Origin of the sequence: Mesorhizobium loti CJ3sym, assembly GCF_000472785.1 — a bacterium.
GTDB classification, from domain to species: Bacteria; Pseudomonadota; Alphaproteobacteria; order Rhizobiales; family Rhizobiaceae; genus Mesorhizobium; species Mesorhizobium loti_E.
Genome location: NZ_AXAL01000001.1, coordinates 657,213 through 683,844 on the forward strand (window position 1 = coordinate 657,213; position 26,632 = coordinate 683,844).

Genomic DNA, 26,632 nt, shown 5'->3' on the forward strand with positions numbered 1-26,632 from the left:
GACCTTGATCTCTTCGGCGCTGACGGCATTTTCGGTGGCCATGACAGGGTCCCCTTTTTTGTCTTTGGTTATGATGCATGTCGTTATCCCAAAACCGCAACACAGTTTTGGGCGCCATGCATCAGCGTTTGTGGCCGGTGTCGAGCCGGCGTTCGGTGTACATGGAATAGCGCGACATGCCGAAGCAGAACAGCCAGAACACGAAGGCGGCAAAGATCAAACCCGACTTGGCCGTCTGTGCCGACGCCCAGTTGGCGTCGGCGAAATTCTGCTTCACGATGCCAAGCAGGTCGAACATCGAGATGATGGTGACCAGGCTGGTGTCCTTGAACATGCCGATAAAGGTGTTGACGATGCCCGGAATGACCAGCTTCAGCGCCTGCGGCATGACGATGAAATACATCTTCTGCCAGTAACCAAGGCCGAGCGAATCGGCGCCTTCATATTGGCCCTTGGGAATCGCCTGCAGGCCGCCGCGCACCACTTCGGCCATATAGGCGGCCGCAAACAGCGACACGCCGATAAGTGCGCGCAGGTACTTGTCGAAGGTAACGCCCGGCGGCAGAAACAGGGGCAGCATGACGCTGGCCATGAAAAGAACAGTGATCAGCGGAATACCGCGTACGGCTTCGATGAAGATGACGCACAGCATCTTCACAACAGGCATCTTGGAGCGTCGGCCAAGCGCCAGCACGATGCCAAGCGGCAACGACACGACAATGGCCACGAAAGACAGCGACAGCGTTACCAGCAAGCCGCCCCAGCGCGCGGTTTCGACGTGTTCCAGACCGAACACGCCGCCCACCAGGAGGAAGAACGACACAACGGGTAAACCGACAATCAAAAGCAGGGCGTTGAGGCCCTTGCGCGGCACGCTCGGCATCAACATCGGCACCATAAGCACGACGAGCAATATGCCAACCAGGATCGGCCGCCAGCGTTCCTCGATCGGATAGGTGCCGAACATGAACTGGCCGAACTTGGCATTGACGAAGGCCCAGCAGGCGCCAGACCAGCCATCCGGCTGGATACCGCCTTGCGCCACGGTAGCGCACACGGTCCGGTTAGGTCCCGTCCACACAGCGTTGATGAAGGCCCAATTGATGATTTGCGGGAGGGTCATCGCCACCAGCGCGATACCGATTATGGTCATAATGGTATCGCCTGTCGAGGCGATCAGGTTCTTGCGCACCCACGCGCCGAGGCCGGTGACGCCGGCAGGCGCCGGTTGCGCCAGCATCATTTCGGTGCGTACCCAGGACATATCATGTTCTTGCATGTCCCTACCTCTCCACCAGCGCCATTTTGGCATTGAACCAGTTCATCAGCAGCGAGGTCAAAATGCTGATGGTCAGATAGATCACCATCATGATGACCACGCACTCCACAGCCTGGCCGGTCTGGTTCAGCACCGTGCCGGTGGTCGCCGTCAGGTCGGGATAGCCGATGGCGATGGCGAGCGAGGAGTTCTTGGTCAGATTGAGATACTGGCTGGCCAGCGGCGGAATGACGATGCGCATCGCCTGCGGCACGACCACCAGCCGCAACGCCTGGCCGGAACGCAGGCCAAGTGCTGCCGAAGCTTCGCTCTGGCCCTTGGCAACGCCGCGAATACCGGCGCGCACGATCTCGGAGATGAAGGCTGCGGTATAAAACGAAAGCGCCAGATAGAGCGACAGAAACTCCGGCTTCACCACGAAACCGCCGCTCAGGTTGAACGTCGACTGCTTGGGAAAATCGAAGGTCACCGGAAAGCCGCTCAGCACATAGGCGAGCAGCGGCAGCCCAACAATCAGCGCCAGTGATGTCCAGAACACCGGGAATTGCTGGCCGGTCGCCATCTGTCGCTGCTTGGCTTTCTGGGCAACGAACCACGACATGGCGATGCCGACAAGCAGACCCACCAGGATCAGCCAGGAGCCGTCACCCCAGATAGCGCGCGGAAAATAGATGCCGCGCTGGTTGAGGAAGGAGCCAAACGGCAGATGAATGCTTTCCTTCGGGGTCGGTAGCACGGCCAGCACGCCGGAGTACCAGAAGAAGATGACCAGCAGCGGCGGGATGTTGCGGAACACCTCGACATAGACAGTGCAGATCTTCTGGATGAGCCAGTTTTTCGACAGCCGGCCGATGCCGACGACGAAACCGATGATGGTGGCGGTGATGATGCCGACAAAGGCGACGATCAACGTGTTGATCAAGCCGACGATGATGGCCCGGCCATAGGTAGAGTCGGACGTGTAGGCGATGGGCGTGTCAGAGATGTCGAAGCCGGCGCGGCCTTTCAGAAAGCCGAAGCCGGAGGCAATGTGGAGGTTGGTGAGGTTCACGATGGTGTTGTGGACAATCCACCAGACACCCGACACCAGCAAAGCAACGACCAGGCATTGATAGAAAATGCTGCGGACTTTGGGATCGTTTATAAGAGAAGCGCGACTTGGCGCCTCGCGAAGAACTTCCTGCGATGCCATGCGACCATCCCCTGGAAAGAGAAACCGGGAGGCAGACGATCTGCCTCCCGGATCACATTTCGGTCAGCGGATCGGCGGAGCGTATTGCAGGCCGCCCTTGGTCCACAGCGCATTGATGCCGCGGGCGATCTTGAGCGGGCTGCCTGAGCCGACATTGCGGTCGAACAGTTCGCCGTAGTTGCCGACGGCCTTGACGATGTTGACGACCCAGTCGTTGGAGACGCCGAGATCGGTGCCGATCTTGGTGTCGGCTTCCTGGCCGAGCACACGCTTGATCTCAGGGCTGGGCGAGTTCTTCATCTCATCGACATTGGCCTTGGTTATGCCGAGCTCTTCCGCCTGCAACAGCGCGAAATAGGTCCACTTGACGATGTGGTACCACTGGTCGTCGCCCTGGCGCACTGCCGGGCCGAGCGGCTCCTTCGAGATGATCTCGGGCAGCACGACATGATCGGCCGGTGACGCCAGCGTCAGGCGGATACCGTAAAGGCCCGACTGATCGGTGGTGTAAACGTCGCAGCGGCCCGCGTCATAAGCGGCGTTGACCTCTTCGAGCTTCTCGAAGACGACCGGATTGTACTCCATCTTGTTGGCCTTGAAGTAGTCGGCGAGGTTGAGCTCGGTGGTCGTACCGCTCTGCACGCAGACGGCGGCGCCCGAGAGCTGCAACGCGGAATTGACGCCCGGCAGCTTCTTGGCATTGATCATGAAGCCCTGGCCGTCATAGTAGGTGACGCCGACAAAATTCAGGCCAAGTGCGGTGTCACGGTTGATGGTCCAGGTGGTGTTGCGCGACAGGATGTCGACCTCGCCGGACTGCAAGGCGGTGAAGCGCTCCTTGGCGCTGAGCGGCGTGAACTTGACCTTGGTGCCGTCACCGAAGACAGCGGCGGCCACAGCGCGGCAGAAATCCGCATCGATGCCTTGCCAGTCGCCCTTGTCGTCCGGCGCCGAGAAGCCGGCCAGACCAGTCGAGACGCCGCACTGGATGAAGCCCTTCGCCTTGACGGTATCGAGCGTCGTAGCCGACGCGGCCGACGCCATCAATCCAAGCGTAGCGGCGCCAAGAATGCCGATAGCAATATGTTTCATGACCCACAGACCCTTTTCTCTGTTTTTCAGGCAAACCCTGATTCTTTTTCCCATGTGAACGCAGCTCCCATCCCGGCCCATTCCCGGAACCCCGCATCGTAACCGACGCGCCGCCTCCCATTCACGAATGGCATCGAAGGCGATAATTCCCGTGAGGTCAAGGGAAATGACCGAATCCGACCGCGTTTGAAAATCGATTGCCTGAAATGCCTGAATTGCAGACAAACGCACCCGCGATTTAGTCAGAAGCGCCAATAAAGTCGGCAAAGCTCATTGCCCAGCCAATTGGGCATTGTCGGTGTAATCCGCGTGCCGCAATTACTCTTCGTTACCGCTCTTCCTGCGATGGATTTGTGTGACCAGCACTGTTCTCTGCTTGGCCAGGCGCAATCGGAAATCACCGTCTAAAGAGGCAGAGGCACAGCCCGACGATGGCCTGTGCCGAAGAAGACGATGGCCTTTGCCGAAGAAATTGGCACATCCGAAGTCCGTTTCCTGGCGAACGCCATGCGGTTGCGCGGCCCATGCCGCCGCACTATGGCTAACGGCTTACCAGAAGAGGCAATGACGAATGGCAAAAGACGGCAACGAGCAGGTTTCCAGCACAATGGGCATCAACACGCTGCTTGCCCATTCAGGCAACAACCCGCACGACTATTTCGGCTTCGTCAATCCGCCTGTGGTGCACGCCTCGACCGTGCTGTTTCGCAATGCCGCCACAATGGCGGACCGCAACCAGAAATACACTTACGGTACACGTGGCACTCCGACGACGGACGCCCTTGCCCATGCCATTGACGCGCTGGAAGGCTCGGCCGGCACGATCGTGGTGCCGTCGGGCCTGGCGGCGGTCACCGTCCCGCTGCTCGCCTTCGTATCGGCCGGCGATCATCTGCTGATCGTCGACAGCGTCTATCATCCGACCCGTAATTTCGCCGACACGATGCTGAAGCGGCTCGGCGTCGAGGTCGAATATTATGATCCCCATATCGGCGCTGATATCGCCGCCTTGATCAAGCCCAACACGAGGGTCGTGTTCACGGAATCGCCAGCCTCCAATACGTTCGAGGTGCAGGACATCCCGGCTATCGCCAAGGCGGCGCATGCGGCCGGCGCCATCGTGATGATGGACAACACCTGGGCAACGCCGCTCTACTTCCGGCCGCTCGATCACGGCGTCGACATCTCGATCCACGCGGCGACGAAGTATCCGGCCGGCCATTCCGACGTGCTGCTTGGCACGGTCTCGGCCAATGAGAGCCACTGGAAACAGCTCTACGAAAGCTTTTGCACGCTTGGCTGCTGTGCGGGACCCGATGATGTCTACCAGGTGCTGCGCGGCCTCCGCACGATGGGTGTGCGGCTGGAACATCATCAGCGCAGCGCGCTGGCCATAGCATCGTGGCTCGAAGGCCAGAAGGGCGTGGCGCGCGTGCTCCACCCTGCCCTTCCCAGCCACCCGGATTACGATCTGTGGAAGCGCGACTTTTGCGGTTCGAGCGGCATCTTTTCCATCGTGCTTGCCGGCGGCGGCCAGAAGGAACAGCACGCCTTCCTCGACGCGCTGCGGATTTTCGGGCTCGGCTATTCCTGGGGCGGCTATGAGAGCCTTGCGGTGCCGGTCTGGCTTGGCGACCGCGTCGTGGCGAAAGCCCCTTATGAAGGCCCGTTGATCCGCCTGCAGATCGGCCTCGAGGATGTCGACGACCTGAAAGCCGACATCCTGCGCGGACTGGCCGCAGCCGTCGCCTGACCGGCGCGCGCTTGGGCCGGCTGCCGGACTGAGTCAGCAAACGGCCGCAAGGCGTTGACGCTGATGACAAAGCGCAAGCCGCTCGCCGCATCCCCACTGGGCGCGGTGCGAACTATTACTCTCCCGGGCCGCGACTTTGCGGATTTGTTTGACTTTCAAATCCGCGCGTTCGGCTGCATTGCCTGCTGCACGGCATCCCGACCAATCCTTTTGTCACAAAGGTTGCCATGGCCTTTCGCCTTTTTGTTCCCATCCTTGCCGGCGCAACGCTGCGCGAGCGGCTGCTTGCCTGCATCGGAGCTACGATCGGCATCGCGCTGACCGGCGTGATCAGCGGTCTGGCGATGGGCGGCGGCCCGCATGTGGCCCTGCTGGTGGCGCCGATGGGCGCCTCCGCCGTGCTTCTCTTCGCCGTCCCCGCGAGCCCGTTGGCGCAGCCCTGGTCGATTATCGGCGGCAACTCCATATCGGCGCTGGTGGGTGTGACCGTGGCGCATTTCATCCATGACCCGGTCATTGCCTCGGGCCTCGCCGTGGCGCTCGCCATCGCGGCCATGTCGTTCACGCGCTGCCTGCATCCGCCAGGCGGCGCGGCGGCACTGACGGCGGTGCTTGGCGGGCCAGCCGTTGCCAGCGCCGGCTTCCTGTTTCCGTTCGTGCCGGTGGCCTTGAATTCGACCATCCTGGTCGCGCTCGGCTTCCTTTTCCACAGACTGGCGCGGCGCAAATATCCGCATGTCAACGCACCCGCCGCCAACAGCCACGGCACCGCCGATCCGCCGGCGCAGCAGCGCGTCGGATTCCGGCCCGAGGATATCGACGCGGCACTGACCACGCTCGACGAAACCTTCGACATTGACCGCGACGATCTCGAACGGCTCTTGAGACAAGTCGAGCTGCAGGCCATGGTGCGCTCGCATCGGATGCTGCTTTGCGAGGATATCATGTCCCGTGACGTGATTTCAGTAGCTGAGCAGGCTACGGCCGACGCGGCGCGCCAGCAGTTGCTCGACCACGACATCCGCACCTTGCCGGTGGTCGACGCGGATGCCCGGCTGGTCGGCGCGGTCGGCCTGCGTGAGCTGACGAAGGCCACCGACACGGTGAAGGGCGTGATGTCCAGCGCCGGCACCGCTTCACCCGGCACGCCGGCGATGAGCCTGCTTCCGGTTCTGACCGACGGCCGCAGCCATGCCGTGGTCATCGTCGACGCTGAGCGACGCATTCTCGGCCTGATCACGCAGACCGACCTTCTGGCCGCGGCAGCACGCGTGCAGGCGGCCGACAAGGGATCGGCGGCAGCTTAGGATATCGAAGCCGATTGAGCAGCACCTGTTTGGAGGACGCGGGCTTCTTCCGCATCAAGGGCCAAGTGGCGGTGACGGTGACTTGATCCGTGTCCCAAGCCGATCGCGTGCCGCCGAGGCCCGCCTGGCCTCGTCCGGCCGCGTGATATGTCTCCACGAGCCTTCGTAGCTTGGCTTTCGCCGCTCGATCCAGGCGTCGATCCCTTCGCGCAAGTCAGTGGTCGGGGCCATGCGGGCGAACTGTTCGGCTTCGACCAACAGGCCTTCGGCGATGCTCAGGTTGAGCCCACGCGCCACCGCGGTGAGGATGCTGGCGACGGCCGGCCCGGAATGACGCACAATACGCCTGGCCAGATCAAATGCCGCCGGCATCAGCTCGGCATGAGGCACAACCTCGTTGACGAGACCCAGCTCAAGCGCCCGCGGCGGCGGAAACCAGTCGCCGGTCAAAAGCAGCTCCAGCGCTCGCTTGCGTCCGGCGAGCCTTGGCAGGCGTTGCGTTCCGCCAAAGGTCGGCGGCATTGCAAGGTTGATCTCGGGCTTGGCGAACAAGGCGCGGTCGCTGGCAATGGCAAGCGGCACGGCTTCCGTGATTTCGCAGCCGCCGCCGAAGGCGATACCGTTGACAGCGGCAATTACAGGCTTGCGGAAGGCTTCAAGCCGTGCGGTCAGCCGTTGGCCGCGCATGACGAAGTCGCGCATCGCGACATCCGCGCCGCGTGTCACGCTCGCCGAGAATTCGTGGATATCGCCACCCGCCGAAAATGCCCGCTCGCCAGCTCCGGTGAGGATGACAGCCCGCACGCTGCCATCAACTTCTATGTCGTCGAGAACCGCGAGCAAGCGATCGATCAGGGCATAGTTCAGCGCGTTGAGCTTTTCAGAGCGATTGAGGGTAAGGACAGTCACCCCGTCATGGGTGTCGTTCAGGACAAGATCGGCCATTGTTCTTCCTTTCCAGATGCGACGGAAAGGGATCACGCTTTCGATTGCGTGTATATTCACTAGTCGGTATACTTACATCATGTCAGAAGCTGTCAGCCCGACCCGCAAACGCATCGTCGATGCAGCGACCAAGCTGTTCTATGCCGAGGGAATCGGTCGCGTCAGTGTCGACGCCATTGCCGAGCAGGCGGGCCTCACCAAGCGGACGCTCTATTACCACTTCAAGAGCAAGGACGACCTCATTGCGGCCTACCTCGACGGCCGCGATCAACCCAATCTGAAACGCATGGCCGGCTGGTTCGATGCCGCGGAAGGCGGCGTGGACCACAAGGTCGAAGCGATCTTTGCCAATCTGGCCCGGTCCGCGCGCCATCCGAAGTGGAAAGGATGCGGCTTTCTGCGCACGGCCGCGGAACTCGCCTCGATGCCCGGCCATCCGGCGGTCAAGGTCGGAGCGCGTCATAAGTTGAATTTTGAAACCTGGCTTGCTGGCGCTTTGTCCGGCCAAGGGATCGAGGACCCACAGGCGGTGGCGCGCGAGATCGTGCTGCTGATCGACGGTTGTTTTTCGATCATGCTGATCCACCGCAATCCCGACTACATCGAAGCCGCAGGACGAGCCGCCGCAATGCTTGTTCGGGCGAGGTCCCGGAACAACGACTGACTGGCCGCCGCTTGGAGCGTGGCCGGCAAGCATGGTATCGCAGGACCAGGAGGCGGCGATGCGAGTGATTTTCCGATGCGATCCAATGCTGGTCGAGCACTTGCCGCGCCCGATCCTGGCGCGCGGCACGCTGCCGGATTGGCTGCGCGCAATGCCCGCCACCGCCTATTCGGCGATCCATGGCCGCGACATTCGCACGCTCAAGCAGTGCCCGCCGGTGGTCGACGCGATGACCTATGGCTTCATGGTCTTGCTGCCATGCGACGTCGTCGTCGAAAAGGGTAGTTTTTCCTGGGACTGGAAGATCCCGGACCCGGTCACTAAAAACCACCCGAGAGCGCCGCTAAGCTTCCATACGCCGGGCCAGCTCGCCGGCAGCCCGTTTGCCAATCCAGGCCTGGCCGCCCTTAAATTCAACAGCTTCTGGACCATTAAGGTCGAGGACGGTTGGTCGCTGTTCGCGACCCATCCGGTCAATCGCGAGGATCTTCCCTTCAGGCTGGTGACGGGTCTGGTGGATTCCGACCGGTTCAGCGATGGCGGCATCAATTTCCCGGCGGTCTGGACGGAGCCCGAATTCTCCGGCGTACTCCGGAAAGGAACTCCGGTCGCGCAATGCTTTGCGGTTCCGCGGGCCGCGCCTCAGCTCGAATACGAGGTGTTCGACGAGAAACGGCAGGCATCCTATGCGCAGACGGTCGCGGATGTCCTGTCAACGCCCGGCGTCTACCGCAAGCGCTTTCGCGCCCGGCGGGGGCGCGCCGCCGGCGAGTGAGCGACGCAGCGCTTCCTCATCGAGCCACAGCCTGCCGCTCGGTGCCGATGTGAGCGCCATGGCGATCACGCCGAACGTGGATGGGCGCAGACGATAGGCCGTCGAATACGCCGCCATGGCCCCGTCGAGGTCGCCGGTTTCCTGCAAGACGACGCCCAGATTGACGGCTGCCTCCGGTGCGTCCGGGTTCATCTCCAGCACCCGTCGATAGGCTTGGGCAGCATCGCCGAACTTGCGCATGTCCTGGCGCACTAGCCCGAGGTCGAACCAGGCAGCCGGATGCCCACCGCCGGCGACGGCGCGTTCGAGGAAGGCTTCCGCCTCCAGCGACTCGCCGCGTGCCCACGCAAGGCGCCCGAGGCGAGCCATTGCCTCCTCGGATTTTGGTTCCCGTTGCAAGGCGAGTGTCCAGGATGCACCAGCGGCCGAGGCATCGCCTGCCTGATCGAGGGTGCGTGCCCGCTCGAGCAGGATCTCCGCCTTCGACGATTGCCTTGCCGCGCGATCCAGGTGTTGCAAAGCCGCTTCGAACCGGCCCTCGGCCCGAGCAATCCGGCATGCGAGAATCAAGGCTGGCACATTGTCCGGACGAGCGGCAAGGCTCGCTTCGATGCGCGCACGAGCCTCCGGCAAGTCGGCCCTCGCGAACAGGACCGCCGCCATCAGATGGCAAAGCGCCGGATCGTCCGGGTGCTGCTTCAGGCCCAGCTCACATAAATCCGCTGCCTGACCGTGATTGCCGGAATTGAAAGCGGCCACAGCCCGGCGGATCAAATCTCCACTTTCACCTTGATTGGCGTTCACCATTGCTTTGCCGCCCCTCTAGAACCCCAGCGCCAGCCATGCCGTTCCGGCGACGAGCGTGATCAGCGTCAGCGGCAAGCCGACCTTGAAGAAGGCGCCGAAAGACAGCGGCGTGCCTGCAGTTTTGGCTTGCTCGGCGACGATCAGGTTGGCGACCGAGCCGAGCAGCGTGAAGTTACCGGCGAGCGTCGAACTCATCGCCACCACCAGCCAGGCGCGTTCGGGGTTTTCCAGCCCGGGTATGAACGGCCGCAAGGCCAGCACCGCCGGGACATTGCTCATGATGTTGGACAGCACCGCGGTGAAGCCCGACAGACGCCAGACATCATCCAGACCCAGGCTCTTCGCCGAGGCGATGAGATCGGGCGTCAGCAGCGTCTTTTCGGCGCCGGCAACGACCACGAACAGACCGGCGAACATGAACAGCAACGGTCCGTCGATCTCACGGTAGATGCGTTCCGGCTTGATGGCGCGGGTGAGCAGGAGAATGGCGCCGCCGATCAATGCCGCCTTGGCGACGGGCACGCCGGCAAAGAAGGCGATTGCCAGCCCGATGCAGACAATCACCGCCTTCAGCACCTGCCCGCGATGCATACGGCCACGCGAAACCTCGGGGGTCAATTGGGCGGTGCGGGTGAATTCGGCCCGATAGACGAGGCGCACGATGACGATGACCGCGACGAGGCCGAACAGGGCGATCGGCGCGAGTGCCGCCGAAAAAGCCGGGTATGAAATGCCCGACAGCGCGCCGATGACCATGTTCTGCGGATTGCCGGTGATGGTGGCGACGCTGCCGCAGTTCGACGCGGTGGCGGTGGCGATCAGATATGGAACCGGGTTGCGGTTGATGACGCGGGTGACATGGACGACGATCGGCGCCATGACCAGACAGATGGCATCGTTGACCAGGAAAGCCGACAGCACGCCGGTCAGCAGCGTCACCATCACCAAGAGCATGAACGGCGCATGCGCATGTTCGATGGCGATGGCGCCAAGACCGCGAAAGGCACCGGAAACCTTCAGATGCGCGACCACGATCATCATGCCGAGCAGAAGCGTGATGGTGTCGAAATTGATCGCGCGGTAGGCATCCTCCATGCTCACCGCGCCGATGGCGATCATCGCGGCGCCACCAAGCAGCGCAATGCCTGCCCGGTCGAGACGAAGGCCAGGGATGCGGCCAATAGCGACGCCGGCATAGGTCAGGACCAGGATCAGCAGTGCCGCCGCGCCCATCAATGTCATTGGTAGGAAGTCCTGCTCGATCTGTTGGCCCACCGATGTCGGCCGCCCGCTGGTTTGATTTGCGCGCCAGCTTTAGCGCGATGTCGGAAGCAATGCCAAACGGATTGGGCAAACTGTCGTTCCACGGCTTACGCCGCTAGAATCGATAAAAATCCAGCCGCTGTTGCAAAGCATTTGGCGAAAACAGTCGCTCAACGGTCTGCCGCGCCTCGTGCCCCACTCTCGCCCGCAACGCCGGGTCGGCCTTGAGCTCAGCCAAGATACGCGATGCCTGTCGCGTCGTCTCGAACAGAAAGCCGTTTTCGCCATGCCTGATATGGTCGGCATAGCCGCCATGCGAATGACAGACCACGGGCAAGCCGCAAGCCATCGCCTCGATCACCACGCGGCCAAACGTCTCCACATGCGAGCCGGTGCGGTAGTAGAACACATCGAGCGTCGGCAGGAATTTTTCTGCTGCAAATTGACCCACCGGCAGGAGTTCGAGCTGCGGATGCGGCGCGAGCCTGCCCTTGAGCGGCATCCCGCCTTGGATCCTGACCGCAACGCCGTCAGCCAGCAAGGACTCATAGAGTGCCACGTCGTCGGGATGATGCTTGTCCGCCGTATCGCGGCTCAGTCGCCCCACCGTGAACGGGCCATCGGGCCTGGCCGGCTGTGGGGAGAACCGGTCGATATCGATCGGCGATGGATGCACGATACCTTCGACCTGCAGCAGGCGCCGTTGAAAGTCGGAGATCAGCACCAGTTCGGCATCGGGCCAGCCCAGCAGGCGCGGCATGCGCGTGGTCAGCGCGATGATCTTCGGATGAAAGGTGTTGAAGACATAGATCAGCCGGCGCGGCCGCGCGATCAGGTAAGGCCACATCCTGTTGCGCCAATGCGCGCCAAGGAAGACATAGGTGCCGCCGTCCGGCACGTTGCGCGTTGTTGGCGAGACACGACGAATCGGAAATTGCCGCATCAACTCGTCAGACACGCGCGAAGATGTCGCCCACAGGCGCACCTGCTGCTCGGCGCCCAACAGCCGATACAGCTCCAGGGTTTCGCGTTCACTGCCGCCAAACGGGTTTTGAAAACCGTTGAACAAATGGATCATGATCGCCGCGCTTACCTGGCCTTGCCCGGGGCAGTCTCGTCACCCGCTCACCGGCTCCGAAAAGATCGTGGCCGCACCGGCGGCCGGACGCTCGAAGAACCCAAGAAAGCAGAAATGTCTCTGGCGATGCCCGGTACATCACTTGCCCGGAGGAAGCACACCGACAAGAAGGCGTCAAGGAAGCGGCCGACGTCAGCTTTGCCCGCTGCAAGGCTGCGGTCAATGCACGGTGGCGGCGCTGGGCTGAGACACCTGGGAGGCTTCCGTCGGGTCGAAACTGACCTGATCGCGTCCATTCGATTTGGCGGCATAGAGCCGTCTGTCGGCGGCGGAGAATATCGCCTCGTAGGTCGTCGGCCCGCTGAAGCTGGTGCCTCCGATCGAGACGGAGAGCGGACAGGAGCGGCCGCCGGGCGAAAAGTCCATCTCGCGTATCCGTCGGCGGATGCCTTCGGCAACCAGCCAGGATTGCGAGGGGTCGACACCGGGAAGGAACACGCCAAACTCCTCGCCGCCAATGCGGCCGACGATATCGCCGCCGCGCAGCTGTCCCTTGATCGCCTGCGCAATCAGCTTGAGCGCCTGGTCGGCGCAGTCATGGCCGAGCCGGTCATTGATCAACTTGAAATGGTCTGCGTCGATGATCAGCAGCGCGCCGGAACGGGTCTGCTCCTGCTTGCGGGTTTGATCGAGATAGGCCTCGACCAGCATCGAGAAGGCGCCACGGTTCAGCACCGCCGTCAGGCTGTCCGTCGCGGCAATGACGCCGAGGTCGCGCTGGGCTATGGCCAGCTGGCGAATCTTCCACATGAGAAAAAACAAAAACGACCCGCCCAACAGCAGGGGAAGCAGCAGGTCAGTCAGTTGCGCGCGCCAGAGAGATTCGGGCGAGAGATAGGGGAAATTGAACGAATCGACGAAAAACGCCACGGCAATGAAAAATGCCGTACCGGCAGCAGTGACAGCGATCACCCTGCCCCAGCTGGTCGGCGACAGGTCGAGCTTCATCCCATTCCACTCCGTTAGCCGCCTCTACTATGACGTGCCAACGCAAACAAAATGATAAGACTTTCCTTTCAATTCGAGATCAGCGAGCCGGCGCACGCTCGACCAACGGGCGGCCGTGCTCCGGCGACGGAAGCAATCTGGTTCGCTAAACTTCAGGTAGATCCGGGCTATCGTTGATATCAGCGGCTGGGCGCCGGCCCACCCGCCTCGACGACGAAGGATGCCGCGATCAGATCGTCTGCATCCAGTCGTAGCGAACCATCGCCGGCCCCCATGATGGCGGCGACCTTGTGGAAGGTCTTCATTTCATGGTCGGAAATTTCGGCATCCTGCATTCTGGCCCTGAGTTCAGCGATACGTCGCCCCAACGCAGGGGACGTTCCAATTTCACGTTTCGACATGGCCTGGTTTTCTCCTCCCCCAACCCGCTTTTGTTTTGCCCCGCCCATTCGCCGGTCCGCACATTGCCTTTTATGAGGTTCCGCGAATACAAGGCCCCGAACGCTTGGTGTGGGCGAAGGTTCCAGGCTTCGCGGATCACGAAATAATTCCGGCATGGCCGCGCCGATGGGCGAAAAAGTCGAAACCCAACTCCTCGTTGGCGGGGTTGTGGTGGACTTCAATGACCGGGAGACTGCGCGGACCGCTGGCGCGGTGGGCACTTCGATCGCGTGGGATGTGAGATGATGGTCGGAGTGGAGAGATTCGAACTCCCGACCCTCTGGTCCCAAACCAGATGCGCTACCAGCCTGCGCTACACTCCGAACGGTCTGTTGCCTATTCATTTCGGTGTTACATGGCAAGTGCAAAAACCTTGCCGACATGCGCATTGCGCAGTAATGACGGGCGAAGGGTGGCGATGCCGCCTTGGATAATAACGAGGTGGCCATGTCCGCGCGCATTTTCAGCCCTGCCAAAACCGCAATGCAGTCCGGCAAGGCCAAGACGGGTCACTGGGTGCTGGAATTCGACCCGGAGATGCGCAAGAAGATCGATCCCCTGATGGGATACACGACCTCGGGAGACATGAAGAGCCAGATCAGGCTCACCTTCGACACGAGGGAAGAGGCAGTTGCCTATGCCGAAAAGCAAGGGCTGGCCTTCCGTGTCGAGGAGCCAAAAGAGACCAAGCGCCGCCAGATTTCCTATGCGGAGAATTTCCGCTATGACCGCAGGACGCCCTGGACGCATTGATCGGCGGCCAGCGCCAAGTATCCAGCCGGCCCAGTGGCCGGCCAGCGGTCCCGTAGCTCAGCTGGATAGAGCACCGGCCTTCTAAGCCGATGGTCACAGGTTCGAATCCTGTCGGGATCGCCAATAAATTCAATGACCTGCGCCAGGCGTTTGCGCCGTTCAACCTGTATCTCTTGCGCTCGTGTGTCCCCGTTTCGTCGGAGAATGCGATTGTGCCTCGTGCCAGGCGTAAATCCGCTGCCTGCGGCTTGTCCTAGCGTCTGCTCAGCGCGATCCTGGCGCAGATCGGCGGGGGTCGACACATGCGAGCACTTTCGGTCATCCTCATTGTTCTGGCGTTCGGTTTCATGGCGGTCGGCGACGTGGTTTCGTAACGTCAATTCTGAAAGGCTGACCACCTCTGCGTGAGGGCAGCCAACAAAGGTCGAAAGAGGATGAGCACGAACGACAGGCCTATAGTTACCCGGAAAGGCCAGGAAAGCAGCAAGACCAGCCAGTCCGGCGGCATGGCGCTGGTGACCGGGGTCGGCCCGCAACACACGTCGGCGACGAAGCTGTGGTTCGGCAAGGCCAGCAATGCGCCCGGCTTTCGGTCGCTGCCGCACCATCATGGCGAGGCGGAAACCGGCGCTTATCTGCTGTCTGGCAACGCCCGCATCTATTTCGGCGACAACTACCAGGAGTTCGTCGAATTGTCGGCGGGCGACTTCATGTTCGTGCCGCCGTTCCTGCCGCATCTCGAAGCCAATATGAGCACGACGGAAGAATTGTGGTGGCTGGCCTGCCGCACTCCGGAAAACATCGTGATCAATCTGCCCGATGTCGACGACGCGCAACTCGCCGGCTACCGACGCGCCTGAGCGTTGCTGAAGACAGCTGGTCCACGCTTTGTCATCGTCGCCGCCTGCTACGTGGCGGTGCATACGGCGGTTTATCTGCTGGTCCGGCATCCGACTGGGCTGTGGGCGTAAAGGGGCGGACACTCCGGCGACCACTCGGTCTGAAGGCAAGCTCGCCGGGCGAGAACCCCAACACCTCATTCCCGGCGAGCCTACAACCTGATTTGGAACGCAATCAGGACCGGGGTCAGCCGGCAAGCCTGCGCAGCAAGATGGGTGCCAGCTGTTGTTTCCCGAAATGGGACGGTGGCAGTTTGCAAACCGGCTGGATACAGGCACCTAGAGCGTTTCACGGAAACGGCAAACCGCTCTAACTCTTTGTTTGACGCAATTCCGGACGGAAAACCGTTTCACATTTTTCCTGGAATTGCTCTAAATCCCGAACTCGCCCTGCCCCTCATCCATTGCGTTGACCGTTTCAGCGGCGAGCGCCCGCGTGATCGGCGTCTTGCGCTCGAGTGCCGTTCGGTCCAGCCGTTCCACCACGCGCATCGCTGTCGCCAGCGAGCGTTCGATGCGCCGGACCAGATACTGCACGACATGCGGTTCGACCTCGACCTGGCGGTCGGCGAACAGCTTGGTGATGACACCGGCGAGCAGGAGATCGTCCGGCTCGTGGATCTCAACTGTCGCCGCCGCCTTCAGCCGTGAAGCCAGATCGGGCAGCGAAACACCCCATGCGGCTGGAAAGCGCCGCGCTGTCAGAAGCAGCGTCGAGCCGGCGCCGCGCACCGCATTGATCAGATGGAAAAGGCCCTGTTCGTCGACTGCGCGCGCATCGACATCGTCGATCAGCGCCGGGCGGGCGCCAAGATTTGCGATGCTGTCACCAATGCGCGCGGCGTTCACGGCCACGGCGTTGGCGCGCGCACCCCAGATCGAGGCCAGATGCGTCTTGCCGGAGCCCGCGGGACCAGCCAGCACCACCACCGGCGAGGGCCAGTCCGGCCAGCGGTCGATCAGCGCTGCCGCCTGGTTGTTGGTGCCGGAGACGACGAGGTCGTCAAGCGAATAGCCAGTGCCATGGCCGAGATCGAGCGGCAGTTGGCGCGGCGGATCGGTTCGCTGGGCCGTCACTTCAACGACGCGGTTGCGTGCGGTGGCCGCCGCCACGATCGGCAGGCAGAGGTGGCGCGGGCTCCGTCGCGTGGCCCTTGTAGAGCGGCGATTCGAGGTAACGGGCGATGGCAAACCGCACCAGCACCGCAACGGCGGCGGAAGCCGGCACGGCGATCAGCAGGCCAACGAAGCCGAACAGGGCGCCGAAGGCAAACAGCGCGAACATCAGCCAAACCGGGTGCAGGCCGACGCTTTTGCCGACCAGCCTGGGCTGCAGGATGTTGCCTTCGATGAACTGGCCGATGAAAAAGACCACGGCGACAGCGACAACCATCATCCAATCCGGCGAAAACTGGACGAAAGCGACGCCGACGGCCAGCACCAGTCCGGTCAGTGAGCCGACATACGGAATGAACGAGATTAGCCCGGCGAACAGGCCGATGAGGATGGCGAAATTCAACCCGGTCAGCGTCAGGCCGGTGGCATACATGGCGCCCAGCACCAGGCAAAGCGTGCCCTGCCCGCGCACGAAGCCGGCGGTGGCGGTGTTGATGTCGCGTGCTATGCCGCGCACGGTGGTGACATGGTCGCGCGGCACCCAGCTGTCGATGACCGCCACCATGCGATCCCAGTCCAGCAGCATGTAGAAAGCGACCACCGGCGTCACCACGAACAGGCTGACCACCGAGACCAGCGCCATGCCGGAACTCCACAGCGAGGTGAACACTGTCGTGATCAGGCCAAAGCCGGAGGTCAGCAGCGAGTTCAACCCATCGCGCAAGCCATTGGCGTTGACGCCGAATTTCTGCTCGAGCCATTTCGGATCAAAGGAGGTGAGCAGGCTCTGGAGCCGGGTCAGATACTCCGGCAACTTGCCGGCGAATTGGGACATCTGCGTCGCCAGCACCGGAATGAGGACGACAAAGGCCAGCACCAGCACGATCAGGAAGGTGACGAGGATGACCACCGTCGCCATGAAGCGCGACAGGCCGAACCGCTGCAGCCGGTCGGCGACCGGATCGAGGAAATAGGCAAGCACCATTCCGGCCACGAACGGCAACAGGATGTTACTGAAGATATAGAGGAAAAGGGCGAGCAAGACCGCGCCAGCCACCCAGAACGATATCTGCCGGCGAAACGCCGATGCCGCGGCAATATTGGCCGCCGCAGCCTCCAACACTGCCGCTTCTTTCTCAGATGTCCGGATTGGAGCCTTCGCCATAGCCGCCCATATGCCTCAGCCAAGCCACGAGATAGGCCGCGGCCGAAGCTACGGTCAAGACCCCGGACAGCAATATGAGAGCTGGCCGCAGAGGGTCGAGGTGCACGGCAAAGGCAAGTTCGCCCAGCACAACCGCCGCCAGAACGATCTGGACGGCGGTATTGGCCTTCGACACCAGAAATGGCTTTATCTCGACCGGATGAGCCATCACCGTGGATAACAGGACCGCGCAGATGATCAGCGCGTCGCGCGACACCATGATGACGACCAGCCACAGCGGCAGTTGTCCGATGAAGCCCATGACCACGAAGACCGAAACCAGAAGCAGCTTGTCGGCCATCGGATCGAGATAGGCGCCAAGCCTGGACTGCTGGTTGAAACGGCGGGCGATGAAGCCATCGACGCCATCCGAGACGCCGGCGACGAGAAAACCGGCAAAAGCCCAGTCCCAGCGCGCCTGCAGCATGGCCAACACCACCGCAGGCACCAGCACGAGGCGCAGCATGGTGATCAGGTTGGGGATGGTCAACGCATTGTCCCGCCGCGTCTTTTGTTGAGAGATAGATGAGGGAGATGGGGTGGGCGCGCAAGGGATGAGCGACGCAGAAGCTGCCGACCTCACCCTCATAGGCCACAAAGGGGGAGATCGGCCGCCGCCGCCGCTTCGCCAATCGCTTTTGTCGGGGGCAAAACCGCCGCATCGGCGCGTCATCCTTGCTCCCTGAAACCATTCATGCGAAGAGCCCGCAAACGAGCAGGAAAATTGCGATGAGCAAGCGCGACCCGAGCACGCGGAAGAACGGGCTTACCTACGCAGAGGCCGGCGTCGATATCGATGCCGGCAATCTGATGGTCGAGAAGATCAAGCCGCTGGTGCGCGCGACGCGCCGGCCGGGTGCCGATGGCGAGATCGGCGGCTTTGGCGGTCTGTTCGACCTCAAGGCCGCCGGCTTCACCGATCCGGTCCTGGTTGCCGCCAATGACGGTGTAGGCACCAAGCTCAAGATCGCCATCGATGCCGGCAAGCACGACACGATCGGCATCGACCTCGTCGCCATGTGCGTCAACGATATCGTCGTGCAAGGTGCCGAACCGCTGTTCTTTCTCGACTATTTCGCCACCGGCAAGCTCGATCCCGACCAGGGCGCCGCGATCGTCGGCGGCATCGCCGAAGGCTGCCGACAGGCCGGCTGCGCGCTGATCGGCGGCGAGACGGCCGAAATGCCCGGCATGTATCATGGCAAGGACTATGACCTTGCCGGCTTTGCCGTGGGGGCTGCCGAACGCGGCCAGCTTTTGCCGACCGACGATATTGTCGAGGGCGACGTGCTGCTGGGGCTTGCCTCCTCCGGCCTGCATTCGAACGGATTCTCGCTGGTGCGCCGCATCGTCGCCACCAGCGGTCTGGCATGGAGCGACCCGGCGCCGTTCAACGACGACGCGACGCTTGCCGAGGCGCTGCTCGAGCCGACGCGCATCTATGTCAAGTCGATCCTGAAAGCCATCCGCAACACGCATGGCATCAAGGCGCTGGCCCACATCACCGGCGGCGGCTTCCCAGAAAACATTCCGCGCGTGCTGCCCAAGGATTTTTCGGCCGAGCTCGACCTCGAAGCCATCGACGTGCCGCCGGTGTTCTCATGGCTTGCCAAGGCCGGCGGGGTGGCACCGGAAGAGATGATGCGCACCTTCAACTGCGGCATCGGCATGATCCTGGCGGTCGCGTCCGGCCAGGCGGCACAGGTCGCCGCCGTTCTGCAGGAAGCCGGCGAGACGGTGACGCCAATCGGCCGCATCGTGCCGCGCCGCGACGCCGGCGTCATCTATCGGGGCTCGATCGGCCTATGAGCAGAAAACGCACAGTCGTCCTCATCTCGGGGCGCGGCTCCAACATGACCGCGCTGATCGCCGCTGCCAGCGACCCGGCCTTCCCGGCTGAGATTGTCGGTGTCATCTCTGACAAGGCCGATGCCGCCGGCCTTGGCATCGCCCGAGCGCGCGGTATCGCCACGCAGGTCATTTCGCGTGCCGACCATGGCAGCAAGCAGGCGCATGACTCGGCGATCGACGCCGCACTCACGGCCTTCAATGCCGAGATCGTGGCGCTGGCCGGCTACATGCGCATCCTCACCCCCGGCTTCGTCCAGAAATGGCAGGGCCGGATGATCAACATCCACCCTGCCCTGCTACCGGCCCTCAAAGGGCTCGATACGCATGCGCGGGCGCTGGCCGCCGGCATGCGCATCCATGGCTGCACCGTGCATTTCGTCACATCAGAGATGGATGACGGCCCGATCATCGCCCAGGCTGCCGTGCCGGTGATGGTCGGCGACAATGCCGATACGCTGGCTGCCCGCGTGCTGAAGGCCGAGCATCGGCTCTACGCGCTGGCGCTGGGGCTGGTCGCCGAAGGCAAGGCGCGCATGGAGGCCGGGCGAACCGTGCTTGCCCACTTTGCCGACGACGCCGACAACGGCACCTCGGTGGTGATGGCGCCCGATCCGCTGCGCGAAGAAGCCGATCTGGAACATCTGGCACGGATCACGCCCTGAGAGCCAAGGCCAATGGACGTTTTCGACAGCGCGATCCGGACAAAAGGCGACCTAGCCGGCGTTTTCGAGTACGATGAGGCGGGAGATCCGCAAAACGCCACGGCCTATTTTTACCTCTATCGGGCCCAGGGCAGCGTGCCAGGCTCCGTCGTTGATGCAATTCACATACGATCGGGCACCTGGGCCATCAGCGGGTCGGATATCGCCGTCCGGTGGGATAAGGATGAGCGTCGCGGCGGGCTGTTTGTCTTTGGGTCCCTTTCCGCGGCTTTCGACACTGAGGCCGGCACAAAGCACGGCGGCGGATATGGCAAAGACTTTCATGCCGACATCCCTTGGTCGGAGTCAAATCGGTGAAACAACTGCTTCTTCTGCGCCACGCCAAATCCAGTTGGGATGACCCCGCCCTCGACGATTTCGACCGGCCACTCGCCGAACGCGGATTGAAGGCGGCCCGACTGATGGGACAGGAGCTTGCGGCGCGCGACTGGTTGCCGGACCTGGCGCTGGTGTCTCCGGCGCTACGCACCAGCGATACCTGGCGGCTGGTGGCCGCGGAACTGCCTGTGCATCCACGGATCGCGTTTGCCCAGGCGCTCTACGATGCTTCGGCCGCGGATATTCTAGGCCGGATTCGCAAGGCCGATCCATCGAGCAATTGCCTACTGATGGTCGGCCACAATCCCGGGCTGGAGGATCTGGCGAAGCAGCTTGCCTCGCCCACCTCGGAGGTCAAGGCGCGCAAGAGGCTCGAGGAAAAGTTTCCGACGGCGGCCGTTGCGCGCTTGGTCTTCGAGGGCGAGTGGTCCGCCCTGTCCTCCGCGCGGCTGACGCATTGCCTGCGTCCGAAGGATTTGAGCTAGCAATCCGATGCCGGGCAGATGCGGCAGGGCAAGCCCGCCGCGCCCGAGAGCTCAGTTGCCCCAGATGCCCTGGCCGGGTTCCGGCCATTCGGTGGTGGTTTTCATCTTGGTGTCGGCTGCCTTGTGTTCGGCCATATCCGTATTCTTGACCGCGCCGGTGGCGCCTTGATCCACACCGGCGACCGAAGCAATCGGCTGGTTGGCATTGTTGGAATTGAAGTTGTCGCTGCCGGCAAATGCATTGCTGGTGACGAAGAGGACGGCGGCGATGGTGAGAGCAATCTTGTTCATTTCAATCTCCTTGGTTCATCCGTTAGGCGGCGTCTTGGGAGGACGGTTCCGCTAAGGACAAGACCTCGGGAAGCCAGGTTTTATTCCTGGACGTGGAATGTTTTTTGCCGACTGCGAAGATCGGCTGCTAAATCCGGCGCTGGCGATCTGGCATCCATAAAAGACAAGAGCGGCGGGCCAAGCCCACCGCTCTTTGTTATCGAGGCCTGCTGCGAAGAACAGCAACCCCAGATGCCTCTGGCGCAATTGAGCGTTGGCTCAGTTGCCCCAGATGCCTTGACCGGATTCCGGCTGGACTGAATCAGGCGTCAGCTTGAAGCCGTGGTGCTCGACCGGCTTGCGGATCGAAGCCGTGCGGCCGTGGTCGATATTGCCCGCGGGTGCGGTGACTGCCAACTGATTGTCGGTGGCGGAGTGATAGTTGTCGCTGCCGGCGAAAGCGCAGCCCGTGGCAACGAGGATGGCGGCGGCGGTAAGTGCGATCTTGGTCATTTTCTTTACTCCAGTAGTTCTGTCCGTCTAGTGGCGTGCCCTTGGGAGGAATTTCGCGTCGCTCGGACAGGCTGGAAATGGGTTTTTCGTTCGCCGAGTTCCAATCACGAAGATGTTCTATCACGTGCCGAATCCAGACTTTGAATCTCGGCCCCGGCGTCAAGGGCCTGAAATTTTATTTTTTGATATCATATAGTTATAAGAGATCTTCTTGACGCGCAGGGCGACGATCCGCCGAGCCGTCGGTCATCATCCGTTCACGCCGCGTCAATATTAATTGAACCGATCGGTTCGACTTTTGGGCGGCGCAGCCGCGCGCACAAAAAAACAAGAGCGGCGGGCCAAGCCCACCGCTCTTTGTAGTCTTCCGGGGTTCGAAGAATTAACGACCCCAGATGCCCTGGCCCGACTGAGCCGGAACGTTGGCATTGGCATCGCCCTGTGTCTTGACCGACTTCGCGATCGAACCGGTGTGCAAGGTGTCGACGTTGGAAGCCGACTGGCTGACAACCGGCTGGTTGGCATTGTTGGAATTGTAATTGTCGCTGCCAGCAAAGGCGGTGCCCGTGGCAATGAGGATGGCGGCGGCGGTAAGAGCGATCTTGGTCATTTTGGTAACTCCAGTTTTATTCCTGTCCATCCAGTGCCGTGCCCCCTTTGGGGAATTCGCGTCGCTCGGACCACCCCAAGATGGGAAAGGCTTTTTTGGATTACCAGTCGCTTCGGTTTTGCAGTATTTCATCATATTAGAGACAATCCATATTGCATCGCAGCAATTTTTTCCCGATTTTCCTAATATATTCAGCATCTTACGGCGACCACCCCTGACGGAAATGAAACCTCCCACGCGGTGATTGTTCACCATATGCGATACAATGCGTCAACCAGAACCGAACCGTTCGGTTCGATTTTACCTCCGAAATTGACCGATCGAACGTGCGAAGCCCCGTTGTCATCAGCCGCAAAACCGCATTTGTCTTGCGTTGAAATCGATACTGTCGCTCATTCAGTTGGGATTGGCGGATGCCGCGACTGATCAAGCCAAGGCGATCCGCTGAAAACCGAAAGCGGGCGGATACCGGAACAGCCATAGACATGCGACTGCTGCTTGTTGAGGACAATCACGAACTGGCCGACTGGCTGGGCAAGACGCTGCGCCAGGCAAACTATGTGGTCGACATTGTCCATGATGGCGAGGATGTCGAGCATGCGCTTGCCGCGGGCGATCATGCACTTGTCATCCTCGACCTGGCACTGCCGCGCATGGGCGGGATGGAGGTGCTGCGCATGCTGCGGGCGCGCGGCAATGCGGTGCCGGTGATCGTGCTGACCGCCAATGCCAGCCTCGATGGCCGGGTCAAGGGCCTCAATGAAGGCGCCGACGACTATCTGGCCAAACCCTTCCAGATCGAGGAGCTCGAGGCGCGCATCCGCGTCCAGTTGCGCCGGGCCAATGATCGCACCGCGCCTGTCGTTGCCTGCGGCGATCTCGTTTTCGACACCAACACAAGGCTGTTTTCGCTCGCTGGCGAGACGCTGGCGCTGACGCCGCGCGAACATGCCGTGCTGGAGCAGTTGATGGTCAAGGCCGGGCGCACGGTGAGCAAGGCGGCGCTGTCGGCGGCGATCTACGATTTCGAGACCGACGCCGACCCCAGCGCCATCGAGATCTATGTGCATCGTGTTCGCAAGAAACTCGAAGGCTCGCGCGTCCGTATCGTCACGCTGCGCGGCCTGGGCTATCTCTTGCGTCACGACGATTTGGCGCCATGAGGATTAACAGTCTCCGCCTGCAATTGCTGGCTTGGGTGGTATTGCCGCTCGTCGGGCTCGCCACCATCAATCTGTGGACCAGCCACCGCAATGCGCTGGCGACTGCCGATCTGGTGACCGACCGGATGCTGATGGGCTCGGCGCGGGCTATTGCCGAACGTGTCGCCGTGGCCGACGGCGTGCTCGACGCCACGATACCGCCGGCGGCGATCGAAATGTTCGATACCGGCGACCAGGACAGCGTCTACTACCATGTCAAGACGGCTGGAGGGCGGCTGCTGACCGGCTACCCAGACCTGCCGGAGGCACCGAAGTCTTCCAACACCGAGGCAAGCTATCGCGATCATCGGCTGCGGCTGCTTACCTTCAGCCACGCGGTGGTCGGTGCCGGCAAAGATTCGCCGATCACCGTTACCGTTGGCGTCTCGCTTGCCGGACACGACGCCATGGTGCGGCGTCTGTGGTTTGGCGCCTTTGCCCAGCAGCTGGCGCTGGTCGCGATTGCAGGCCTGTTCGTTCTGCTGGGTCTGCATCGTGGCCTTGCACCCTTGATCCGCTTGCGCGACGCGGTACGCTCGCCGCGTCGAAGCGACCTTGACCCTGTCGAAGTACCGGGCGCGCAGAGCGAGATCCGCCCGCTGATCGATGCATTGAACGCCTATATGGAGCGGGTGCGGGCGCAGCTGGCGGCGCAGCGCCGCTTCATCGCCAATGCGGCGCACCAATTGCGCACCCCACTGGCACTGCTGTCGACGCAAGCGAGCTACGCGCTGCGCGAAACTGTCCCCGACGCGCGCCAGGAAGCGCTGATGGCGCTGCAGGCAAGCTCCGGCAAACTGGCGCGGCTGGCCGAACAGCTCTTGACGCTGTCACGGGCCGAACCCGGCAGCCGACGGCCACGCGCCGACCGCATAGACCTGACCGAGGCCGCCCGCCATGTGCTGGAAACGCAGGCGCCGACAGCGGTCGCCCGCAACATCGATCTCGGCCTCGAGGAGACCGGTCCGGTGCCGGTTATCGGCGACGGCACCATGCTGCGCGAGATGATCGTCAATCTCGTCGACAATGCGCTGCGCTACTCGACATCAGGCGGCAGCGTCACGGTGAGACTTGCGGCCGTCGATGGCGAAGCCGTGCTGACGGTCGCCGACGACGGGCCCGGCATTCCGGTGGACGAGCGGGACCATGTGTTCGAGCGTTTCTACCGCATCGCCGGTTCGACCGAGGAAGGCAGCGGGCTTGGCCTCGCCATCGTGCGCGAGGTTGTCGAAAATGCCGGCGGCCGCGTCACCCTCGGGGATGGCGTGGCAGGCGGTCTGGTGGCTGAAGTGCGGCTGCCGCTGGCGCGCAGTTAGTTATATTTCGCCGCTCACTGCGTCTCATGCAGCGGCTGGGGACGCCATTTTGCCAGGCGGTTCTCGACCATCGTCATCAGGTACTCGGCACCGAGCGCCACCACCATGACGATGACAATCGCGGCATACATGCCGGCGGCGTCAAAGGACCCCTTGGCGATGTTGATCAGCAGGCCGATGCCGAAGCGAGCGCCGACGAACTCGCCAACGATCGCGCCGATGATGGCGAAGCCGAAGCTGACATGCAGGCTGGCGAAAATCCAGCTCATCGCCGAAGGAACGATCACCGAGCGGGTCAATTGCCAGTTGGACGCGCCGAGGATGCGGGCATTGGCGATCATTGCCCTGTCGGCTTCCCGCACGCCCTGGAAGGCATTGTGGAAGACAACGAAGAAAACCATTACGAAGGCAAGCGCCACTTTCGAAGCGAGGCCAAGGCCGAGGATCATGATGAAGATCGGCGCCAGAACCACACGCGGAATGGAATTGATCACCTTGATGTAGATGGAGAAGATGTCGGCAGCCATCCGATTGCGGCCGAGCGCGACGCCGACGATGATGCCGGCGACCGAGCCGGTTACGAAGCCAATGACCGACTCCTCCATGGTAACATAGAGATGATACCAGAGCGGCCCCTCGGACGTTCCTTCCGTCGTCCATTCATAGAGCCGCTGCGCGATCGCGCTCGGCATTGCGTAGAAGAACGGATCGATCCAGGCTTGACGCGCGGCAATTTCCCACAAGCCTAGAAAGGCGACGAGAATGGCGACCCGCCAGAAAATCACGGTGCGGCGACGGTGCTGCGATGCCTTTGCCGCGGCCGCTTCGATTTCCGCGTCTGATGTACCAGGCTTGAAAGCCCCTGCTCTGATGTCGATGGCGGCATCTGTCATGGCGTTCCTCCTCAGGCTGCCGCGCGCGCATAGCTGGTCTCGACCTCTTCCTTGAGGTCGGCCCAGATGGTGCGCGAGTAATTGATGAAGCTCTGCTCATAGCGGATATCGGCGACCACGCGCGGGCGCGGCAGATCGATCGTGTAGACCGACTTCACGGTGGCCGGCCCGGCGGTCAGGACATAGACCTTGTCGGCAAGCGCGATCGCCTCTTCGAGGTCATGCGTGACGAAGACCACGGAGGCTTTTGCCTGCGACCACAGGCGCAGCAATTCCTCGTGCATCAGCACGCGCGTCTGTACGTCAAGCGCTGAAAACGGCTCGTCCATGAGAAGGATCTCCGGGCCGTTGATGAAGGTCTGTGCCAGCGCCACGCGCTTGCGCATGCCGCCGGAAAGCTGATGCGGATAATGCTGCTCGAAGCGCGACAGGCCGACGCGCGCCAGCCAGTCGCGTGCCGCCGCCGTGGCATCCGACTTCGCCCTGCCGCGAAAGAGCGGACCGGCCATCACGTTCTCGATCACGGTTCGCCAGGGGAACAAGGCATCGCTCTGGAAAACAAAGCCGATGCGCGGGTCTATTCCCTTGACGGGCGCGCCCATGACACGAACCTCGCCAGCACTTGGACTGGCCAGCCCGGTGACAAGGTTGAGGGTGGTGGATTTTCCGCAACCGGTCGGACCGACAACGGCGACGAATTCGCCGCGCTCGACGGTCATGGTGAAATCGCGCAGCGCCGTCAGTGACTTGCCGGTGGGTGAGAGGAACCGCCGACTGACATTGATCAGTTCAATCGCTGGTGTGGTCTTGTCATGGGCCATGGTGGAACTCCGGGTTCGAGCGAACGCCTGCCGTCGGCCAGAGCCGCCGGACGTG

Annotated in this window: 29 protein-coding genes and 2 tRNA genes; 13 read left to right on the forward strand and 18 right to left on the reverse strand. The window is 62.2% G+C overall.

The window, feature by feature from the left end:
• Positions 1 to 121: 121 nt before the first annotated feature.
• The 3 genes from A3A9_RS0103575 to A3A9_RS0103585 form a co-directional block, all read right to left on the reverse strand.
• Entirely contained in the window at positions 122 to 1,279 is a 1,158-nt protein-coding gene (locus A3A9_RS0103575) for an amino acid ABC transporter permease (protein WP_027057544.1), read from the reverse strand.
• A gap of 4 nt (positions 1,280 to 1,283) precedes the next feature.
• Positions 1,284 to 2,471: an amino acid ABC transporter permease gene (locus A3A9_RS0103580; RefSeq protein WP_027057545.1), complete on the reverse strand. Its 1,188-nt coding sequence runs from the start codon at positions 2,469 to 2,471 to the stop codon at positions 1,284 to 1,286.
• 63 nt (positions 2,472 to 2,534) lie between these two features.
• Complete coding sequence (locus A3A9_RS0103585; RefSeq protein ID WP_027034589.1) at positions 2,535 to 3,563, reverse strand: amino acid ABC transporter substrate-binding protein; 1,029 nt, start codon at positions 3,561 to 3,563, stop codon at positions 2,535 to 2,537.
• Between the two features lie 571 nt (positions 3,564 to 4,134).
• Here A3A9_RS0103585 and A3A9_RS0103590 point away from each other — a divergent pair.
• Positions 4,135 to 5,316, forward strand: a complete 1,182-nt coding sequence (locus tag A3A9_RS0103590; protein WP_027057546.1) for a cystathionine beta-lyase — start codon at positions 4,135 to 4,137, stop codon at positions 5,314 to 5,316.
• Between the two features lie 227 nt (positions 5,317 to 5,543).
• The gene (locus A3A9_RS0103595) at positions 5,544 to 6,623 is read left to right on the forward strand and encodes an HPP family protein (protein ID WP_027057547.1); all 1,080 of its coding nucleotides are present in this window, start codon (positions 5,544 to 5,546) and stop codon (positions 6,621 to 6,623) included.
• 54 nt (positions 6,624 to 6,677) lie between these two features.
• Here A3A9_RS0103595 and A3A9_RS38250 read toward each other — a convergent pair whose 3' ends face one another.
• A complete protein-coding gene (locus tag A3A9_RS38250; RefSeq protein WP_033838290.1) occupies positions 6,678 to 7,568 on the reverse strand; it encodes a crotonase/enoyl-CoA hydratase family protein in 891 nt (296 codons plus the stop codon).
• A gap of 79 nt (positions 7,569 to 7,647) precedes the next feature.
• Here A3A9_RS38250 and A3A9_RS0103605 point away from each other — a divergent pair, with 79 nt between their 5' ends.
• Together A3A9_RS0103605 and A3A9_RS0103610 are read left to right on the forward strand one after the other, a co-directional pair.
• Positions 7,648 to 8,232: a TetR/AcrR family transcriptional regulator gene (locus A3A9_RS0103605; protein WP_027057548.1), complete on the forward strand. Its 585-nt coding sequence runs from the start codon at positions 7,648 to 7,650 to the stop codon at positions 8,230 to 8,232.
• A gap of 58 nt (positions 8,233 to 8,290) precedes the next feature.
• A complete protein-coding gene (locus A3A9_RS0103610) occupies positions 8,291 to 9,007 on the forward strand; it encodes a hypothetical protein (protein WP_027057549.1) in 717 nt (238 codons plus the stop codon).
• Here A3A9_RS0103610 and A3A9_RS0103615 read toward each other — a convergent pair.
• The 6 genes from A3A9_RS0103615 to A3A9_RS0103645 all read right to left on the reverse strand — a co-directional run bounded on the left by A3A9_RS0103615 (position 8,945) and on the right by A3A9_RS0103645 (position 13,927).
• Complete coding sequence (locus A3A9_RS0103615) at positions 8,945 to 9,814, reverse strand: tetratricopeptide repeat protein (RefSeq protein WP_027057550.1); 870 nt, start codon at positions 9,812 to 9,814, stop codon at positions 8,945 to 8,947. The genes A3A9_RS0103610 and A3A9_RS0103615 overlap by 63 nt on opposite strands.
• Positions 9,815 to 9,829: 15 nt before the next feature.
• Positions 9,830 to 11,056 carry an anion transporter gene (locus A3A9_RS0103620; protein ID WP_027057551.1) on the reverse strand — a complete coding sequence of 409 codons (1,227 nt, stop codon included), beginning with the start codon at positions 11,054 to 11,056 and terminating at the stop codon, positions 9,830 to 9,832.
• Between the two features lie 136 nt (positions 11,057 to 11,192).
• Positions 11,193 to 12,155 carry a glycosyltransferase family 4 protein gene (locus tag A3A9_RS0103625; protein WP_027057552.1) on the reverse strand — a complete coding sequence of 321 codons (963 nt, stop codon included), beginning with the start codon at positions 12,153 to 12,155 and terminating at the stop codon, positions 11,193 to 11,195.
• 219 nt (positions 12,156 to 12,374) lie between these two features.
• On the reverse strand, positions 12,375 to 13,163 hold the full coding sequence (locus A3A9_RS0103630) for a GGDEF domain-containing protein (RefSeq protein ID WP_027057553.1): 789 nt from the start codon (positions 13,161 to 13,163) through the stop codon (positions 12,375 to 12,377).
• A gap of 179 nt (positions 13,164 to 13,342) precedes the next feature.
• A complete protein-coding gene (locus A3A9_RS0103635; protein WP_210163692.1) occupies positions 13,343 to 13,612 on the reverse strand; it encodes a hypothetical protein in 270 nt (89 codons plus the stop codon).
• Between the two features lie 238 nt (positions 13,613 to 13,850).
• Positions 13,851 to 13,927, reverse strand: a tRNA-Pro gene (locus tag A3A9_RS0103645).
• Positions 13,928 to 14,051: 124 nt separating this feature from the next.
• Between A3A9_RS0103645 and A3A9_RS0103650 the strand changes: the two genes are divergently transcribed.
• The 3 genes from A3A9_RS0103650 (at position 14,052) to A3A9_RS0103660 (ending at position 15,217) form a co-directional block, all read left to right on the forward strand.
• Positions 14,052 to 14,357 carry an ETC complex I subunit gene (locus A3A9_RS0103650; RefSeq protein ID WP_027057555.1) on the forward strand — a complete coding sequence of 102 codons (306 nt, stop codon included), beginning with the start codon at positions 14,052 to 14,054 and terminating at the stop codon, positions 14,355 to 14,357.
• A 46-nt stretch (positions 14,358 to 14,403) separates the two neighbouring features.
• A tRNA-Arg gene (locus A3A9_RS0103655) sits at positions 14,404 to 14,480 on the forward strand.
• 311 nt (positions 14,481 to 14,791) lie between these two features.
• Positions 14,792 to 15,217, forward strand: a complete 426-nt coding sequence (locus tag A3A9_RS0103660; protein ID WP_027057556.1) for a cupin domain-containing protein — start codon at positions 14,792 to 14,794, stop codon at positions 15,215 to 15,217.
• Between the two features lie 411 nt (positions 15,218 to 15,628).
• Here A3A9_RS0103660 and hdaA read toward each other — a convergent pair whose 3' ends face one another.
• From hdaA to A3A9_RS0103675, 3 genes are read right to left on the reverse strand one after another with little or no spacing between them, the layout of a single operon-like run.
• On the reverse strand, positions 15,629 to 16,333 hold the full coding sequence (hdaA, locus tag A3A9_RS0103665; RefSeq protein ID WP_027057557.1) for a DnaA regulatory inactivator HdaA: 705 nt from the start codon (positions 16,331 to 16,333) through the stop codon (positions 15,629 to 15,631).
• Between the two features lies 1 nt (position 16,334).
• Positions 16,335 to 17,537 (reverse strand): AI-2E family transporter, encoded by a 1,203-nt coding sequence (locus A3A9_RS0103670; protein WP_027057558.1) that lies wholly within the window; start codon positions 17,535 to 17,537, stop codon positions 16,335 to 16,337.
• Positions 17,509 to 18,066 (reverse strand): CDP-alcohol phosphatidyltransferase family protein, encoded by a 558-nt coding sequence (locus A3A9_RS0103675; RefSeq protein WP_027057559.1) that lies wholly within the window; start codon positions 18,064 to 18,066, stop codon positions 17,509 to 17,511. Before A3A9_RS0103675 ends, A3A9_RS0103670 begins: the two co-directional genes overlap by 29 nt.
• A gap of 239 nt (positions 18,067 to 18,305) precedes the next feature.
• Between A3A9_RS0103675 and purM the strand changes: the two genes are divergently transcribed.
• From purM to A3A9_RS0103695, 4 genes are read left to right on the forward strand one after another with little or no spacing between them, the layout of a single operon-like run.
• Positions 18,306 to 19,385, forward strand: coding sequence for a phosphoribosylformylglycinamidine cyclo-ligase (gene purM / locus A3A9_RS0103680; protein WP_027057560.1), 1,080 nt, complete (start codon positions 18,306 to 18,308; stop codon positions 19,383 to 19,385).
• Complete coding sequence (gene purN / locus A3A9_RS0103685) at positions 19,382 to 20,089, forward strand: phosphoribosylglycinamide formyltransferase (protein ID WP_027057561.1); 708 nt, start codon at positions 19,382 to 19,384, stop codon at positions 20,087 to 20,089. The genes purM and purN overlap by 4 nt, the downstream gene beginning before the upstream one ends.
• Before the next feature lie 12 nt (positions 20,090 to 20,101).
• Complete coding sequence (locus A3A9_RS0103690; protein WP_027057562.1) at positions 20,102 to 20,446, forward strand: hypothetical protein; 345 nt, start codon at positions 20,102 to 20,104, stop codon at positions 20,444 to 20,446.
• Positions 20,443 to 20,952: a SixA phosphatase family protein gene (locus A3A9_RS0103695; protein WP_027057563.1), complete on the forward strand. Its 510-nt coding sequence runs from the start codon at positions 20,443 to 20,445 to the stop codon at positions 20,950 to 20,952. The genes A3A9_RS0103690 and A3A9_RS0103695 overlap by 4 nt, the downstream gene beginning before the upstream one ends.
• A 51-nt stretch (positions 20,953 to 21,003) precedes the next feature.
• Here the strand turns inward: A3A9_RS0103695 and A3A9_RS0103700 are convergent, their stop codons facing one another.
• The 3 genes from A3A9_RS0103700 to A3A9_RS0103710 form a co-directional block, all read right to left on the reverse strand.
• A complete protein-coding gene (locus A3A9_RS0103700; RefSeq protein WP_027057564.1) occupies positions 21,004 to 21,243 on the reverse strand; it encodes a DUF680 domain-containing protein in 240 nt (79 codons plus the stop codon).
• Between the two features lie 258 nt (positions 21,244 to 21,501).
• Positions 21,502 to 21,735 (reverse strand): DUF680 domain-containing protein, encoded by a 234-nt coding sequence (locus A3A9_RS0103705; RefSeq protein ID WP_027057565.1) that lies wholly within the window; start codon positions 21,733 to 21,735, stop codon positions 21,502 to 21,504.
• Positions 21,736 to 22,117: 382 nt separating this feature from the next.
• Positions 22,118 to 22,345, reverse strand: a complete 228-nt coding sequence (locus tag A3A9_RS0103710) for a DUF680 domain-containing protein (protein ID WP_027057566.1) — start codon at positions 22,343 to 22,345, stop codon at positions 22,118 to 22,120.
• A gap of 485 nt (positions 22,346 to 22,830) precedes the next feature.
• On the opposite strand from A3A9_RS0103710, the gene A3A9_RS0103715 reads away from it, so the two are divergent.
• Both A3A9_RS0103715 and A3A9_RS0103720 read left to right on the forward strand, forming a co-directional pair.
• Positions 22,831 to 23,508, forward strand: a complete 678-nt coding sequence (locus A3A9_RS0103715; RefSeq protein ID WP_027057567.1) for a response regulator — start codon at positions 22,831 to 22,833, stop codon at positions 23,506 to 23,508.
• On the forward strand, positions 23,505 to 24,863 hold the full coding sequence (locus tag A3A9_RS0103720; RefSeq protein WP_027057568.1) for a sensor histidine kinase: 1,359 nt from the start codon (positions 23,505 to 23,507) through the stop codon (positions 24,861 to 24,863). Before A3A9_RS0103715 ends, A3A9_RS0103720 begins: the two co-directional genes overlap by 4 nt.
• 14 nt (positions 24,864 to 24,877) lie before the next feature.
• Here A3A9_RS0103720 and A3A9_RS0103725 read toward each other — a convergent pair whose 3' ends face one another.
• Positions 24,878 to 25,756: an ABC transporter permease gene (locus A3A9_RS0103725; protein ID WP_027057569.1), complete on the reverse strand. Its 879-nt coding sequence runs from the start codon at positions 25,754 to 25,756 to the stop codon at positions 24,878 to 24,880.
• 11 nt (positions 25,757 to 25,767) lie between these two features.
• Positions 25,768 to 26,577, reverse strand: coding sequence for an ABC transporter ATP-binding protein (locus A3A9_RS0103730; RefSeq protein WP_027057570.1), 810 nt, complete (start codon positions 26,575 to 26,577; stop codon positions 25,768 to 25,770).
• Between the last annotated feature and the right edge of the window lie 55 nt (positions 26,578 to 26,632).